Genomic DNA, 14,908 nt, shown 5'->3' with positions numbered 1-14,908 from the left:
AGATGTTGAAAAATTTTCTTATTTCTGCGGGAATAGCTGCGCTCATTTCCGCCTCTCCCGTAAAAGCTCAGAAACAGCGGGAGTTCATTACACAGCCTTTGGAAAAGGCGGAAACTTCTTCGGACACAATATCGAAAAAGAAAGAAGTTATTATTGTAGACGGACGCGAACTAAACGAAAGACAATTAAAACGTTATTACCGCCAGCTACGACGCGATTCCATTCGTGCTCATAAAAACATTTGGTGGTCAGTTTTAGGAGGACCTTCTTATACGCCGGAAGCATCTTTGGGTGTGGGAGGTGCAATTTTAGCCAGCTTCAGATTAAACAAGAAAGATACCATTTCGCAGCGTTCCTTCCTTCCGGCAGGCTTAAACCTGTCTCTCAATGGAACAATTGTTGTTGCCGGTGCCGGAACTTTTTTCTTTAACGAAAATAAATTCCGCATCTATGCCAGCTACGGATACCGTAATGAGCCGGCCCATTACTATGGAAAAGGAATGAGTATAGCCGAAAATATTGAAAGAAGTGACTCTACAACCAAATATCATCGAAACTACTTCCAAATTTACCCTCGTTTCGTATGGGAAATACGCCCTCATTTTTATATAGGAGGGTTGTTTGAATTAAATTACACAAAAGCAACGCAAATTAATCCGGTCATGTTGAAAGATACATATTTCAACAAATACGATAGTACCTATCTGAATGTTGGTATCGGGGGTTTAATACAGTATGATACCCGTGATGATGTAGCTACCCCATCCAAAGGTGTCCTGCTCAGTGCTAATTTTAAAATGTTCGGTAAATACTTGGGAGGCAACTACAATTACGAAATTCTGGAATTGGAATACCGACAGTTTAAAAACATTTTCCGCCCGCGCAGTACTCTTGCCTGGATTGCAAAAAGTCAGATAGGTATGGGAGACATTCCCTTTACGGAACTTCCCACCTTTGGCTCTCCCTTCGACCTGCGTGGTTACTATATGGGTAAATACAGGGACAAATCGATGGCTTACGGCATCATAGAATATCGCCATATGTTCGGTTCGCCGGCTAAATACAAAAGCGGAAATTTTTGGGCAAAATGTGGCTTTGTGGTTTGGGGCGGTACCGCCTCTATCGGGAATTCACCTTTTGACTGGAATAAATGGAAGCTCAATTACGGGGCAGGTATTCGTATTCAAATGCAACCGGGTAAAAATTTCCGTCTCGATGTCGGAAAAGAACCCGGCCAGCCCGGTATGCAAGTTTATATGAACATGACGGAAGCATTCTAAAAATAAATCCCCGTGGCAGACAATCCAGCCAAGAATAATCCGAAGGCGCATTAATTATAGAGGAATAATGCTTATATTTGTCTTTATAAACAAAAAAGACAGAGGCTATGAAGTATAAATTATTAGTTCTCGATGTAGACGGGACGCTACTCAACGACAACAAGGAAATAAGCCCCCGCACTTTAGCTGCTTTGCTAAAAGTACAACAAATGGGTATACATATTGTATTGGCATCCGGAAGGCCTACCAATGGTGTTATGCCCATCGCTGAGAAACTGGAACTAAACCATTACGGAGGTTTTATTCTTTCATACAACGGCGGACAAATTATCAATGTGCAAACCGGTGAACTCTTATTTGAGAAACGCATTGCCCCCGAATGGATTCCCTATTTAGAAAAGAAAGCAAAGAAAAACAATTTTGCAATCTTCACTTATCACAAAGATTATATTCTGACGAACAATCCGGACGATGAACACGTTCAGCAGGAAGCCCGGTTGAGCAATATGAAAATAATCAGTACGGACAACTTTGCCGAAGCAGTTGATTTTGCTCCTTGCAAATGTATGTTGGTTAGTGATGACGAAGAAGCATTGGTAGGATTGGAAAATCATTGGAAAAAACGGCTCAATGGCGTGCTGGAAGCATTCCGTTCAGAGCCATATTTCCTTGAAGTTGTTCCACAGTTCATAGACAAAGGCAATACATTAGGCGTATTACTTTCCAAATTATCCGTTTTACCGGAAGAAGTAATAGCCATTGGCGATGGTGTGTGTGATGTTACGATGCTGCAATTGGCCGGCGTTGGTATTGCGATGGGAAATGCTGAAGATTCAGTAAAAATCTGTGTCGACAAAACAACGCTAAGTAATGAACAAGATGGTGTTGCAGTTGCAGTCGAAGCCTTAATTCTGGCAGAAATACGTCCGACTGAAATCCCCTTGGATCAGCTAAATATAAGAGCTAAACATGCCTTGATGGGTAACCTCGGTATCCAATATACGTATGCATCAGAAGATCGTGTGGAAGCAACTATGCCGGTCGACGAACGTACCCGCCAACCTTTTGGTATTTTGCATGGAGGAGCTACACTTGCGTTGGCTGAAACCGTTGCCGGACTGGGTTCTATGATACTGGCCAAACCGGACGAAATCGTAGTCGGAATGCAGGTGAGTGGAAATCACATGTCGTCAGCCCATGAAGGAGATACAGTACGTGCTGTCGGAACGATTATTCATAAAGGGCGTTCCTCACACGTATGGAATGTAGATGTATTTACTTCTACCGACAAACTTGTCTCTTCCATCCGTGTAGTCAACAGTATATTAAAGAAAAAATGACATCGGAAGAAATACAACGCAACAGCCAAACAATCGACAAATTAATCAAGCAGAATCGAAACTTTGCAATCTGGCGGATACCTGGAAAAGAACCTCGATTCATCATGCAAAGTTCAGGTTCTGCCCGTATTTTTCATCATATCAAAGAGTTAGACGAGCAATGCGGTTTTGTCATTGCACCGTTTCAATCTGCAGTACAATTACCAATCGTACTGATTCAACCGGATTGTTTTGAAATTCCTGAAAACTTGAAGGAGGACGAGCCATCCGGAGAATTTCCTTATTTTCCTTCAGAAAATAAGGTTTTGTCCATAGAAAACGAAAAAATTAATTATTCAGCCTGTTTTGAACTTTTTATCCACTCCCTCCAAGAAAAGAGATTCGATAAGCTGGTTTTATCCCGAAGCCGGACTATCACCCGGTCCTCCTCTTTTTCTGCGGGCAGCGTTTTTTTTCAGGCATGTGCACGCTATAAATATTCGTATGTCTACCTTTGTCATACTCCACAAACCGGAACATGGCTGGGTAGTACACCGGAAATTATTTTGGCTGGAGAAAACGGAGAATGGCATACTGTTGCCCTTGCCGGGACACAACCTCTTCAAAATGGAGAACTTCCCACTCAATGGGACGACAAGAATAAAGAAGAACAGGGCTTTGTAGCCTCTTATATACGTACCCAACTTACATCGTTGGGTATTAAGCCGTCAGAAACCGCTCCCTACTCCGTTCGTGCCGGTGAACTTTCGCATCTGAAAAATGATTTTTATTTCCAACTACCCAACAACAGACGTCTTGGAGATTTATTGCAACTGCTTCATCCCACTCCCGCTGTTTGTGGATTACCAAAAGAGAAAGCATATCGTTTCATTCTCGCTCACGAAGGTTACAACCGCTCTTATTATTCCGGCTTTGTCGGTTGGATCGACCCTGAAAAAAGAAGCGATTTGTATGTCAACCTACGTTGCATGAACATCACCGACCGTACTCTGACATTATACGCCGGAGGCGGTCTCTTACCTTCCTCCCGCATGGCCGATGAATGGAATGAAACGGAAGCAAAAATGAAAACGATGGAAAGACTAATTGATTAGTATGCTTTTGATTTTTCAACTGTATCTTTTTCAGAAAAACATGCTTGCTATATTTGTTTCCATATATATGGAAAGTATAATAAACAATTGTGTATTTTAGTTTCAACAATTATTGAAAGAAAGGAAGACAATTGATTAATGTATATTTGGTTGGGTGGAAAATAATAAATGCTCCCCTTCTTTTTCAAAAGCCATTCGAAGATTTTCAAAAGAAAGCGCTTCCGTTTGCCAAATAGCATATTGAGTACCAATCTGTTCTGGATAGTGGGCATCGGAAGCTGCATATTGTGTGTATTCCCGAAGATAAGAATGTTGCTGTAAGAGTAACTGATAACGGGAAGAATCATTAAACTCTATGCCATCCAACATGAGTGACGAATCTATAAACCCCAGCTGGCTAATCAGACTAAACGAAGGACGCTCCACATGAGCTGCAATAAACAAACCTCCCAACTTTCGGACAACTGCCGATACCTTTTCCACACTCTGGTCCAGAGCCGAAAGGAGTAAATAAGGAGCCTCACCTACTATCTCGTTCCGGCTGTTTACCCAAACCTGGTCGCCAAAACGTTCGGGGTCGTTCGGTATATGCGGAAGATGAACGTCTAAGTATTGCTGAAAGATGATACGAGAAGATTCTGTGCCAAACAAAGCTACACAATGGGCTTCTTCACGAGTTGTCACTTCGACACCGGCAAAGACGATTAAACCGGCCTTAGCTCCTAACCTCTGTATTTCAGGACATTGCATCGTATTATTATGATCCGTAACAGCTATAGCATGTAACCCTCTTTCAAGAGCTGTTTCTACAATAACAGAAGGACTCATTTCTAAACTTCCGCAAGGAGAAAGACAAGTATGGATATGTAAGTCTATCCGGTATCGTTTCATGCTTTTTGCAAAAGTTGGTAGATTTTTCCGGTTATTTCAAAAGAGGCATATGAAGTACCAAGCACGGGAATGTTTTCACCTTCTCCCTTTTTCAACGTTTCTTCATCCGGTGAAGCACCATTTACAATCAGAACGGCAGCCACATCTTTCAGGGTAGCAACCGCCAATATATTCTGATGTGTCTGCATGGTAATCCATATCATACCTTCCTCAATATGCCCCATTACATCACTCAGCAAATCACTGGTATATCCACCGGTGATTTCTTCTTGCAAGCCGTTTTTCCCACAAAACACTTTCAAATCCAATTCCTTAACTAAATCATCGACCTTCATATTTAGCTCCTTTCTTATAACAATCTTTATTTAATCTATCTTTACCCCATGTTTTTTCCACAATTCGAAAAGCATGTTCTTTATCCAACTTTCCATGTTTCTCCATATTACGCTGCATAAAAACACAGTCACTGAACTGAGCCTCATGTCGTACAATGTCCTCCGCCAAACTTTGGCAATTCGGAGAACCACAGGCGCCACAATCAATTCCCGGAAGATAACACATCAAATTTCTGACCTGTTCCATCTTTTTCAAGATTTCCTCAATATTACCTTCATAACGCAGTTTAGGGTTGGGGTGAAGTGGAGGAATCGTGATATGTTGCTTTAAATAAGCTAATGCTTCTTTACGTTCCGAGACATATATAAGCGGAGCTTTATCACGCTTCATGGAACGTTTCATAATGCGTTCGGCTGTAAGAAAACGGTTCGCTACAGCCAGTACACCTCCGGCACAACTCAAATCGCAAGCCCGTAATTCCAGAAAATCGACATTACGAACCTCTGTTGTCGTTTCCATTCGTTCCAGAAATTCAATGACATTATGTATCTCGTCAATAGCCAGACAACGGCCTGAAAAATGCTTGGCTTCTCCCCCAGTCTGACTCCATCGCATTTCCTTTTTAGTTAATGCCGGTGGGAGAGCACACTCAGGTTTATAATCTTTCGGGCGATTCTTCAAAATATGATATACCTTATTATATAAGGTGTCCATATTGATTACACCTTTAATAGCAGATGAGTATCCCTCAGCCCCTTTTAGTGCCGCAATTTTAGCAGCACAAGGCGTAATGTAGAAAATACCGATGTCTTCAAATGGGACTCCTTCTTCTTCTAATACTTTATGATAATAAGTCGCCGTTGCGTCAACCGGCGATTTCACTTGTAAAATGTTATCGACCAAAGCAGGAAAACGAACTTGTATCAAACGGATAATAGCCGGACAAAAAGAGCTGATAACCGGCTTTTCGTCCATGCTTTCCATCTGCCTGAGCATTTCTCGGTGAATCATATCTGCTGTAAATTCAACATGAAAAACATGTGTAAATCCCAGTTCGTAAAGTGCGCTGATAATTTCTTCTTCTGTCGTATATTTAGAAAATTGCCCGATAAAAACAGTTGGAACCAGTACGATTCTTGCTTTATAATCGAAAATTTTCTGAAAGTCATCCTGTTCTACAGAAATTGCTTCTGTCGGACATGCTTTCAGACATTCACCGCAATCCACACACCAATCCTTGCGGATAGATGCGTTGCCATCACGTATACGGACAGCCCCGGTCGGACATTTCGTCATACAGTGTGTACAACCGATACAACGCTCCTTGTCTATTTTTAACGCATGATAAAACTTTGTGTCTTCCATTACTTTATTCTCCTTTCACTGAGAAATAGGTTGTCATACGAACAGTTGTACCTTCATCAACCTTGCTTTCTATCTTTAATTCGTCTACATTTTTTTTCATATTAGGCAATCCCATTCCGGCACCGAAGCCCATCTCACGTACAGCCGGAGACGCGGTAGAAAAGCCTTCTTGCATAGCCTGATCAATATCCGGTATTCCCGGTCCTTCATCCTGTAGTATCAGACTTATTTTATCAGCATCAATTTCAGCCTGCACGATTCCACGCCAAGCGTGTGCCACAACATTAACCTCCGCTTCGTAAAGAGCAACCACTACACGTTTTATAATGTGCGAGTCGATAGATAGTTGTTTCAACACTTTTTTTATCTGGCTGGATGCATAGCCTGCCTTTGAAAAATTACCTCCTTCCAGTTCGAATTTGAATTGCATGCGTATCCTCCCTTCTTAATAAATAGATAAAAGGCCGTTACAATACAACTCTCCTACCGCATGGTACATAGAATATTCCGTTTTCATCAAAATCATATTATTTTCGGTTGCCAATCGCAGCATTTCAGGAGTAACCTTTTTCCCTCGAACAAAAAGAATACAACTCACATCCGCCACTTCTGCCGTACGGATAGTCTGCATATTACATAATCCTGTAATCAGAATCATTTCATTGCAATCCAGCGTTAGTACATCACTCATCAAATCGCTGGAAAATGCGTACTGCACATCATGCTCAACGCTTTCTTCCCCGCATATAATCGTTGCATCCGTCAGTTCCTGTATTTGCCGTATCTTCATAAATATTAAAGGTTAAAATTAGAGGTAGCAATGTAAGAAATAGTTATAACTTTGCAAGCAAAACTAACAGAAACTTTACATAAAATTAAATATGGGTGTCGTAATCGGTATTGATGTGGGAGGAAGTACCACCAAAATAATAGGTATTGAGAATGGGAAAATCAAATCACCTATGTTCGTGAAAGCGACTGACCCGGTAACATCTCTGTTCGGAGCGTTTGGAAAATATATTTACGATAATGATATCACGCTGCCAGATATAGAAAAAGTAATGTTGACCGGTGTCGGAAGTGCCTATATAGACCAACCCTTATACGGTTTGCCAACAGCAAAAACCGATGAGTTTATGGCAAATGGCATGGGGGCCCAATATAACACTTCACTTACAAACCTGATTGTCGTCAGCATGGGAACCGGAACCTCTTTTGTAAAAGTAGAGGACAGTCAAATACAACATATAGGTGGCCTCGGTGTAGGAGGAGGAACATTATTGGGCTTGTCACGTTTGCTTTTGAAAACACAAGATATTCACCAGATTTCCGAAATGGCGTTAAAAGGGACACTAACAAACATCGACTTACAGATTCAGGATATTTGCAATAAACCGCTACCGGATCTCCCTTTAGATGCCACAGCATCCAATTTTGGAAAAACAGACGGAAATGCATCTCCGGAAGATATTGCGTCAGGAATTATCCACATGGTGTTACAATCGATTGGACAAGCTGCTATTTTGTCTGCACTAAACAGCCAAATAAAAGACTTTGTCTTAATAGGAAATCTTACACAACTTCCTCAATGTAAAGATATTTTCCCTAAGATGGAAGAAATGTATCACATTCGTTTCCATATCCCCCGCTATTCGGAATACAGGACTGCCATCGGAGCAGCATTGACATATATTAATCATTCGGAGACTCATACAGTCGGCTAAGAAGAAAATTTTGTGGAAGAGTTAGAAGGTAACAGGATGTTGCATAAAAAATACTCGGTGAACTCATATTATTATTATTTATTTCCTATCTTTGATAACATTAAAACAAAATTACAGTATTATGTTTGCAAAAGAAACTTATATGGCCCGCAGGGCTAAATTGAAACAGACAATAGGCTCCGGCCTTCTCCTGTTTTTGGGAAATGATGAATCTGGTATGAATTATGCAGATAACACCTATCACTTCCGTCAGGATTCTACCTTCTTGTATTTTTTCGGATTGCCATATGCAGGATTGTCGGCAATCATCGACATAGATAACAACCGGGAAATTATTTTTGGAGATGAACTAACTATCGACGCAATTGTTTGGATGGGGACGCAACCTACCTTGAAAGAGAAAAGCGAAGCTGCAGGTATTACTGAAGTACGCCCGTTTAAAGAGATTGAAACCTATCTGAAAAACGCTCAACAAAAGGGACAGTCCATTCATTATTTGCCAACCTACCGGGCTGAGCATCAAATTAAACTCTTCCAATGGTTAGGGATTGTTCCGGGAGCAGAACAACCTTCTGTTCCTTTCATTATGGGCGTCGTCAATCAACGTAATTATAAAAGTGCAGAAGAGATTGCCGAAATAGAAAAAGCCTGTATCGTAACAGCCGATATGCATTTGGCCGCCATGCGTACCGTTCGTCCGGGTATCCGCGAATGTGAAGTTGCCGCTGCTGTTGCAGAAGTAGCCTTCGAAAATAATTATGAGCTTTCCTTCCCGATTATTGCAACAATTAACGGTCAGACATTGCATAATCATGATCACAGTAATATGATTAAGAGTGGCGATATGCTTTTGCTGGATGCCGGAGCTGAAACGGAAATGGGATATGCCGGCGATATGTCGTCTACTATTCCGGCTGACTCTAAATTCACAACCCGCCAGAAGGATATTTATGACATTCAGGTAGCTGCACATGAAACAGCCGTTGCCGCTTTACGTCCGGGAATTCCTTTTGTCGATGTCTATGAATTATCCTGTAAAGTCATAATGGAAGGCTTAAAAAATCTGGGCTTTGTGAAAGGAGACCCGATGGAAGCCGTAAAAGCCGGTGCACATGCCATGTTTATGCCCTGTGGACTTGGCCACATGATGGGACTGGATGTTCATGATATGGAAAATCTAGGTGAAACATATGTTGGATACGACGGACAACCCAAAAGCACGCAGTTCGGTCGCAAATCTTTACGTTTGGGACGAAAACTAGAGCCTGGCTTTGTGCTAACTATCGAACCGGGTGTTTATTTTATTCCTGAACTGATGGATTTATGGAGAAGCGAAAATAAATTCACCGAGTTTATTAATTATGAAAAGCTCTTCACTTATAAGGATTTTAGTGGTATCCGTAACGAAGAAGATTATCTGATAACAGAGAATGGTGCTCGTTTATTAGGGAAAAAAATTCCTCTTCATACAGACGAAGTAGAAGCTTTAAGATAAAAATATATGGACTAATGATTGAGGCTGTCTGATTTATTTTAGACAGCCTTTTTTTATTTCTCTGTCCCGAGTTTTTTCAAAAATACCTTTATTCTATCATTATTATTCATACATTTACAAAATCAATAACAAAACAGAGGCAAATATGGACCAATATATTTTTTCCATAATTAAAGTCGGTGGCATTCTAATCGGTGGAGTGCTTATCTTTTTCGTCTTATGGTATATAATAAAAGATGTCATGAATTTGAAGAAGAACGACCGTGATTAAGGCATTTGTATTTTACTTTTAACAACCTAAATTTGTTTGCTCGAAAGATTCCTGCGCAGATAATCACTTTCCTCCTGTCCTACCATCAGATTACCTCTGAAATATTTATTTCCTATCCATATAATCTGTAAAAATGCTGTTTTCATAGATAAAACCCTACTGTTTACCGATATCTTTTTAAGATACTGGAACAGGTATGTATTTTTGTTTTCTATAATATGTATTAAACAATCCATAAGATACAACCGGTAACCAGCATAAGCTGAACAAGCATAAATTCTGACAGTAATGGAAAAGCAAGAGTACAGGCAGCAAATATTAGAAAATCTGATTTACGCAGTTATATGGCTGGTTGTTTTATCTATGCCTCTATGGGATAGTTATACCATCGGAAACAGTATAGGCACGAACTGGCAGGAAGCATTCCATTTTTGGAGAATCATGCTTCCCTTCTTTCTGTTATTTCTCATCAATAATTATTTGCTAATTCCATATTTGTTGATACGTAAAAGGTCATGGCTTTACCTCCTATTCATATTTCTTTCCATTATTGTTACGCTCGTTGCCAATATGGACAAAGTACCCAACCCGCGGAAACAAAATAACAGACCCCCATGGGAACAGATACAAAGCGACAAGTATTCGAATATACATCATCCACCGATGATACGACAACCGCTTTTTATGCCGCACTTGCTGACTATTATCCTGATTATCGGGATTAATCTCGCTATTAAACTCCTATTCAAATCTATCCGGGATGAACATCGGATGAAAGAATTGGAGAAACATACGTTACAAACGGAATTAGAATATCTGAAACATCAGATTAATCCTCATTTTTTTATGAATACATTGAATAATATCCATGCTTTGATAGATATAAATAGCGAAAGAGCAAAAAATACAGTACTTGAATTATCAAAGCTGATGCGATACATCTTGTATGACGCTTCCCTACCCTCCGTTCCGTTGGAAAAAGAAATTCGTTTTTTGAATAATTATATCGGATTGATGAAAATACGTTTTACAGACAAAGTGGATATATGTATGTCTCTACCAAATGAAATACCGGATGTACAAATACCTCCTTTACTCTTTATCTCTTTTCTGGAAAATGCGTTTAAACATGGTATCAGCTATTGTAACCCGTCTTTTATCCATCTTTCCATGGAAATTAAATTGAAGGAATTGCATTGCCTGTTAGTTAACAGCAATTACAAGAACAAAACAGAACGACATAAAGGAATCGGGCTTGAAAATATAAAGAAACGTCTTCGCCTGTTGTACAATGAAAACTATACGTTGCACATTGAGAATAAAGAAAACGAATACCAAGTCCTCCTGATAATTCCTATACAGTCATGATACGATGTATTGCAATAGATGATGAGCCATTGGCACTGAGCCAGCTTTCCGGCTATATCCTCAAAGTTCCATTTCTTCAATTGGTGAAAAGCTGTAACAGTGCGCTGGAAGCATTGAAATTAGTATCTTCCACTCCTATAGATTTAATTTTTACCGATATTAATATGCCAGATTTAAACGGAATGGATTTTGTTAAATCGCTAACAAACAAACCTATGATTATATTTACTACCGCGTATTCCGAGTATGCCGTAGAAAGTTTTCGAATAGACGTACTCGACTATCTGTTGAAACCGTTTGGCTACAGTGATTTCCTGAAAGCGGCAAACAAAGCATTGATTCAATATGAGTTATTGGAAAAAGATAAAAGTCGTCCAAGTAGTCTCCCAAAACAAGAATCTTCCAGTCTTTACGTCAAGGCTGACTATAAAATGATACGTCTGGATATCAATACAATTTTATACTTGGAAAGTCAGAATGAATATGTCCGTATTTATTCAGAAAATCAGCGCCCAATCATGACATTGGCTAGCATGAAAGCGCTGGAAGAACAACTTCCAGCGAACAAATTCATGCGTGTACACCGTTCTTATATCATCAACCTACAAAAAATAATAGCTGTGACCAACAACCGCATTTTGTATGGGAAAGATATTTACATCCCTATAGGCAATCAATATAAAGAAAAGTTCAATAACTATCTTAAAAAACATTCCTTGGGAAAAATATAAAATCTATTTGACAGATTTCAAGGCATTAGATATAATATTTTCCATTACTTTATATCCTTCGAGAGTAGGATGTACACCATCTTGAGAATACTTTTCAGGTAAGCCTCCACGGTCGTCTACCAGTTTGGAATAATAATCGACATAAGTCATCTTATTTTTATCGGCATAGTCTTTTATCATCTTATTGAGCTTAACAATTTTTGGAGCAGGTTCCAAACCTTTACGCCAGCCAAAATCGTATGCAGGTAATACTGAACAAAGATACACTTTGATTTTATGAGCTTTTGCCAACTCTGCCATAGAAATAATATTACCCAATATATTTTCTAAAGCTATATAGCCGGTATTTTGTGCAATATCGTTCGTTCCGGCTAAAATAACAACAGCTTTCGGTTTTAAGTTGATAACGTCAGTACGAAAACGAACTAACATCTGGGACGATGTCTGTCCACTGATACCACGTCCGAGATAATTGTTTACCTTAAAAAAATCAGGATCATTATTCCACCAACCTTCTGTAATAGAATTTCCCATAAAAACTACTTTGGGAGCGGTTTGTAGAGCCTTATTGTCTGCATCATAACGATTAAACCCAGCCCAATCATTTTGGGCAAAAAGCGTTGAAGTTGCCAGAGTACAAGCAACTATCATCAGAATTTGTTTTATGTTCTTCATAATAAAAGGAACTTTAAATATTAATTTGTTAATGTGGACAAAGTTAATCATTAATCTAAATATCCATTATCTTTGTAAGCAAACTAAATCAAACAAATATTTTATTGTGTCATGAAGAACAATTATATATGCCATCTATTTTACATCTTATCCATACTATTACTTTCTGTTATACCATATGAAGCACTCTTGGCGATGGATGGGACGGGAATAGCATTCAAAATAAGCATGTCTGGTAAACTATATCATAACTTTTCTTTTTTAATTGAAGAAGATATTCGTCCCCGAGATGATTTCCGACAAGCTGAATGGTTTCTGACCACCGGAGAAATCAATTATCTTATTACTCATAATCTGAAAGCAGGAATTGGCTATATGTCGCTTTGCCGTTATAAAGCATCGGATGAACTACGAAATCGCTATTATATTTACGCCTGTGGAACATACCCTTTAAGTATCTTCACTTTTTCTATACGGGAGAGATTTCAAAGTACCTATAAAATTCATGCGGAATATCCTAAAAATTATCTGCGCTCGATGCTTACTGTTTCTTGCAAAATAGGAAAATCAGGTTTAGTACCTTTCATATATGCCGAACTATTCAATGATGCAGGGCATCATGGTAAAATGCATACAGACCGAATACGATTATCGGCAGGAAGTGACTATAAATTGAATAAACAAAACAGCATACAAGTCTACTACCGTTATCACATTTTTAATACTTATGACCCTGTTAACTATAAACATGCTATCGGAATTACCTATTCTCACCGTTTCTAAAAATATTTCCTTATCTTTGCAACCTAAATAATCATTTGACATGCAGTGGAGGACTTATATTCCTTCCCGAGTGCTTGCTAAACCTCGTAAAAAACAAGAATTATGCAGAAGACAACTGTAACTGTATCTTTTATGCTCCTGGGCATCCTCTTCAATATTTGTCTGGTGGCTTCCAACCTATTAGAAACAAAAGTTATCCAAGTTGGTGAAATCACCGCTACTGCCGGATTGATTGTATTTCCTATTTCCTATATTATTAACGATTGTATAGCTGAAGTATGGGGATTTAAGAAAGCACGATTAATTATCTGGAGTGGATTTGCATCCAATTTTCTAGTTATCGGATTCGCCCAACTGGCAATTATGCTCCCGGCCGCACCTTTTTGGGAAGGTGAAAGCGGATTCAATTTTGTATTTGGAATGGCTCCACGTATTGCAATTGCCAGTCTGATTGCATTTTTGGTCGGTTCATTTCTAAATGCTTATGTAATGAGTAAGATGAAAATTGCCTCGAATGGAAAACATTTCTCATTACGAGCTATCGTTTCCACATTAGCTGGTGAAAGCGCAGATTCAATATTATTTTTTCCTATTGCTTTTGCCGGACTGATTCCTACCGAAAATTTGTTGATTATGATTGGAACACAAGCAATATTGAAATCCATGTATGAAGTAATCATCCTCCCTGTCACTATCCGAGTAGTAAAATACATTAAGAAGGTGGATGGAAGTGATGTATATGATGTTGGAACATCATATAATATATTAAAAGTAAAAGATATCTAGCCGACAGGGATATTAATCGTTTCCAAATATTCCGGTCCACTCATTCACCTCAAAATCAGTTATTTTTGATTAGATTTTGTCTATAGAAACAGTATGAAGCAAGTTTGTTTCAAAAATCCGGCTAATTAACAAATTCAGTCGACAACAAATTATTTAAAAAGATGAGACCAGTCCTCACGGGGTTGCGGAGTATATGTCTTTAAACCCAGAGATTCAGCTGTCCGACAATTAGGGATAGCATCATCAATAAATAGGGTTTCCTCCGGACGAATAGCGGCATCAGCAAGAACATATTCAAATATATCAACGTTAGGTTTCAACATGTGCAGCTTGTAAGACAAATATATTTTATTGAAAAAATCAACAGCATGATGGTTTTTGTAAGAGAAATAAGTTTGTTCGGACCAATTCCAATGTATTTCATTCGTATTGCTTAGTAACATTACATTATATAGCCTGCGAAGCTCCAACAGCAAATCCAGTTTATAAGCAGGTATATCATCAAGCATAGCAATCCATGCTGTATCAATTTGTTCGTCGCTTAAAGATTGTTGTGTCAAACGGCGAATACCATCGCGAAATTCTTCAGAAGTGATAGAACCGAGCTCAATCTGCATAAAAAGATCTTTATGCTGATAATTATTGGCAATATTCTCCCGGATATTCGTAACTCCCAGACGTTCAAACGCATCGATACATCTATTACGGGTCAGATTTATAATTACTCCACCAAAATCTATTATCAAATTCTTAATACCGTCCATAGACC

At 39.1% G+C, this 14,908-nt stretch carries 17 protein-coding genes; 10 read left to right on the top strand and 7 right to left on the bottom strand.

Annotated features, from left to right (window positions below; all coding sequences use genetic code 11):
• Positions 1–2: 2 nt before the first annotated feature.
• The 3 genes from DW103_RS07000 (at position 3) to DW103_RS06990 (ending at position 3,714) form a co-directional block, all read left to right on the top strand.
• On the top strand, positions 3–1,280 hold the full coding sequence (locus DW103_RS07000; protein ID WP_122274948.1) for a BamA/TamA family outer membrane protein: 1,278 nt from the start codon (positions 3–5) through the stop codon (positions 1,278–1,280).
• A 107-nt stretch (positions 1,281–1,387) separates the two neighbouring features.
• Positions 1,388–2,620, top strand: a complete 1,233-nt coding sequence (locus DW103_RS06995) for a Cof-type HAD-IIB family hydrolase (RefSeq protein ID WP_122274947.1) — start codon at positions 1,388–1,390, stop codon at positions 2,618–2,620.
• Positions 2,617–3,714 carry an isochorismate synthase gene (locus DW103_RS06990; RefSeq protein WP_122274946.1) on the top strand — a complete coding sequence of 366 codons (1,098 nt, stop codon included), beginning with the start codon at positions 2,617–2,619 and terminating at the stop codon, positions 3,712–3,714. The genes DW103_RS06995 and DW103_RS06990 overlap by 4 nt, the downstream gene beginning before the upstream one ends.
• 135 nt (positions 3,715–3,849) lie before the next feature.
• On the opposite strand, the gene DW103_RS06985 is transcribed toward DW103_RS06990, so the two are convergent.
• From DW103_RS06985 to DW103_RS06965, 5 genes are read right to left on the bottom strand one after another with little or no spacing between them, the layout of a single operon-like run.
• Entirely contained in the window at positions 3,850–4,605 is a 756-nt protein-coding gene (locus tag DW103_RS06985) for a PHP domain-containing protein (RefSeq protein ID WP_122274945.1), read from the bottom strand.
• Positions 4,602–4,940, bottom strand: coding sequence for a DRTGG domain-containing protein (locus tag DW103_RS06980; protein ID WP_122274944.1), 339 nt, complete (start codon positions 4,938–4,940; stop codon positions 4,602–4,604). Before DW103_RS06980 ends, DW103_RS06985 begins: the two co-directional genes overlap by 4 nt.
• On the bottom strand, positions 4,927–6,306 hold the full coding sequence (locus DW103_RS06975; protein ID WP_122274943.1) for a [Fe-Fe] hydrogenase large subunit C-terminal domain-containing protein: 1,380 nt from the start codon (positions 6,304–6,306) through the stop codon (positions 4,927–4,929). The genes DW103_RS06980 and DW103_RS06975 overlap by 14 nt, the downstream gene beginning before the upstream one ends.
• Positions 6,307–6,310: 4 nt before the next feature.
• A complete protein-coding gene (locus DW103_RS06970; RefSeq protein WP_122274942.1) occupies positions 6,311–6,736 on the bottom strand; it encodes an anti-sigma regulatory factor in 426 nt (141 codons plus the stop codon).
• A 15-nt stretch (positions 6,737–6,751) separates the two neighbouring features.
• Positions 6,752–7,096, bottom strand: a complete 345-nt coding sequence (locus DW103_RS06965) for a hypothetical protein (protein WP_122274941.1) — start codon at positions 7,094–7,096, stop codon at positions 6,752–6,754.
• 91 nt (positions 7,097–7,187) lie between these two features.
• Between DW103_RS06965 and coaW the strand changes: the two genes are divergently transcribed.
• The 5 genes from coaW to DW103_RS06940 all read left to right on the top strand — a co-directional run bounded on the left by coaW (position 7,188) and on the right by DW103_RS06940 (position 11,895).
• The gene (coaW, locus tag DW103_RS06960) at positions 7,188–8,030 is read left to right on the top strand and encodes a type II pantothenate kinase (protein ID WP_122274940.1); all 843 of its coding nucleotides are present in this window, start codon (positions 7,188–7,190) and stop codon (positions 8,028–8,030) included.
• A 121-nt stretch (positions 8,031–8,151) separates the two neighbouring features.
• Entirely contained in the window at positions 8,152–9,525 is a 1,374-nt protein-coding gene (locus tag DW103_RS06955) for an aminopeptidase P family protein (RefSeq protein WP_122274939.1), read from the top strand.
• Positions 9,526–9,670: 145 nt separating this feature from the next.
• Positions 9,671–9,796, top strand: coding sequence for a hypothetical protein (locus tag DW103_RS18585; protein ID WP_255418440.1), 126 nt, complete (start codon positions 9,671–9,673; stop codon positions 9,794–9,796).
• A 288-nt stretch (positions 9,797–10,084) separates the two neighbouring features.
• Entirely contained in the window at positions 10,085–11,164 is a 1,080-nt protein-coding gene (locus tag DW103_RS06945) for a sensor histidine kinase (RefSeq protein WP_122274937.1), read from the top strand.
• Positions 11,161–11,895 carry a LytTR family DNA-binding domain-containing protein gene (locus tag DW103_RS06940; protein ID WP_122274936.1) on the top strand — a complete coding sequence of 245 codons (735 nt, stop codon included), beginning with the start codon at positions 11,161–11,163 and terminating at the stop codon, positions 11,893–11,895. The genes DW103_RS06945 and DW103_RS06940 overlap by 4 nt, the downstream gene beginning before the upstream one ends.
• 3 nt (positions 11,896–11,898) lie before the next feature.
• On the opposite strand, the gene DW103_RS06935 is transcribed toward DW103_RS06940, so the two are convergent.
• Positions 11,899–12,570 (bottom strand): SGNH/GDSL hydrolase family protein, encoded by a 672-nt coding sequence (locus tag DW103_RS06935; RefSeq protein WP_122275041.1) that lies wholly within the window; start codon positions 12,568–12,570, stop codon positions 11,899–11,901.
• 111 nt (positions 12,571–12,681) lie between these two features.
• On the opposite strand from DW103_RS06935, the gene DW103_RS06930 reads away from it, so the two are divergent.
• Complete coding sequence (locus tag DW103_RS06930; RefSeq protein WP_122274935.1) at positions 12,682–13,353, top strand: DUF2490 domain-containing protein; 672 nt, start codon at positions 12,682–12,684, stop codon at positions 13,351–13,353.
• A 102-nt stretch (positions 13,354–13,455) separates the two neighbouring features.
• Complete coding sequence (locus DW103_RS06925) at positions 13,456–14,139, top strand: queuosine precursor transporter (RefSeq protein WP_122274934.1); 684 nt, start codon at positions 13,456–13,458, stop codon at positions 14,137–14,139.
• Positions 14,140–14,288: 149 nt separating this feature from the next.
• On the opposite strand, the gene DW103_RS06920 is transcribed toward DW103_RS06925, so the two are convergent.
• The gene (locus DW103_RS06920; RefSeq protein WP_122274933.1) at positions 14,289–14,903 is read right to left on the bottom strand and encodes an HAD family phosphatase; all 615 of its coding nucleotides are present in this window, start codon (positions 14,901–14,903) and stop codon (positions 14,289–14,291) included.
• Between the last annotated feature and the right edge of the window lie 5 nt (positions 14,904–14,908).

It is taken from the genome of Parabacteroides sp. AM08-6 (assembly GCF_003473295.1).
Lineage (GTDB): Bacteria > Bacteroidota > Bacteroidia > Bacteroidales > Tannerellaceae > Parabacteroides.
The sequence above is the reverse complement of the archived record's forward strand: the minus strand, read 5'-3'. Positions and strand labels throughout refer to the sequence as shown.

Coding starts and splice junctions, on each gene's coding strand:
- DW103_RS07000 (WP_122274948.1), top strand. CDS start 3: ATGTTGAAAAATTTTCTTATTTCTGCGGGAATAGCTGCGCTCATTTCC.
- DW103_RS06995 (WP_122274947.1), top strand. CDS start 1,388: ATGAAGTATAAATTATTAGTTCTCGATGTAGACGGGACGCTACTCAAC.
- DW103_RS06990 (WP_122274946.1), top strand. CDS start 2,617: ATGACATCGGAAGAAATACAACGCAACAGCCAAACAATCGACAAATTA.
- DW103_RS06985 (WP_122274945.1), bottom strand. CDS start 4,605: ATGAAACGATACCGGATAGACTTACATATCCATACTTGTCTTTCTCCT.
- DW103_RS06980 (WP_122274944.1), bottom strand. CDS start 4,940: ATGAAGGTCGATGATTTAGTTAAGGAATTGGATTTGAAAGTGTTTTGT.
- DW103_RS06975 (WP_122274943.1), bottom strand. CDS start 6,306: ATGGAAGACACAAAGTTTTATCATGCGTTAAAAATAGACAAGGAGCGT.
- DW103_RS06970 (WP_122274942.1), bottom strand. CDS start 6,736: ATGCAATTCAAATTCGAACTGGAAGGAGGTAATTTTTCAAAGGCAGGC.
- DW103_RS06965 (WP_122274941.1), bottom strand. CDS start 7,096: ATGAAGATACGGCAAATACAGGAACTGACGGATGCAACGATTATATGC.
- coaW (WP_122274940.1), top strand. CDS start 7,188: ATGGGTGTCGTAATCGGTATTGATGTGGGAGGAAGTACCACCAAAATA.
- DW103_RS06955 (WP_122274939.1), top strand. CDS start 8,152: ATGTTTGCAAAAGAAACTTATATGGCCCGCAGGGCTAAATTGAAACAG.
- DW103_RS18585 (WP_255418440.1), top strand. CDS start 9,671: ATGGACCAATATATTTTTTCCATAATTAAAGTCGGTGGCATTCTAATC.
- DW103_RS06945 (WP_122274937.1), top strand. CDS start 10,085: ATGGAAAAGCAAGAGTACAGGCAGCAAATATTAGAAAATCTGATTTAC.
- DW103_RS06940 (WP_122274936.1), top strand. CDS start 11,161: ATGATACGATGTATTGCAATAGATGATGAGCCATTGGCACTGAGCCAG.
- DW103_RS06935 (WP_122275041.1), bottom strand. CDS start 12,570: ATGAAGAACATAAAACAAATTCTGATGATAGTTGCTTGTACTCTGGCA.
- DW103_RS06930 (WP_122274935.1), top strand. CDS start 12,682: ATGAAGAACAATTATATATGCCATCTATTTTACATCTTATCCATACTA.
- DW103_RS06925 (WP_122274934.1), top strand. CDS start 13,456: ATGCAGAAGACAACTGTAACTGTATCTTTTATGCTCCTGGGCATCCTC.
- DW103_RS06920 (WP_122274933.1), bottom strand. CDS start 14,903: ATGGACGGTATTAAGAATTTGATAATAGATTTTGGTGGAGTAATTATA.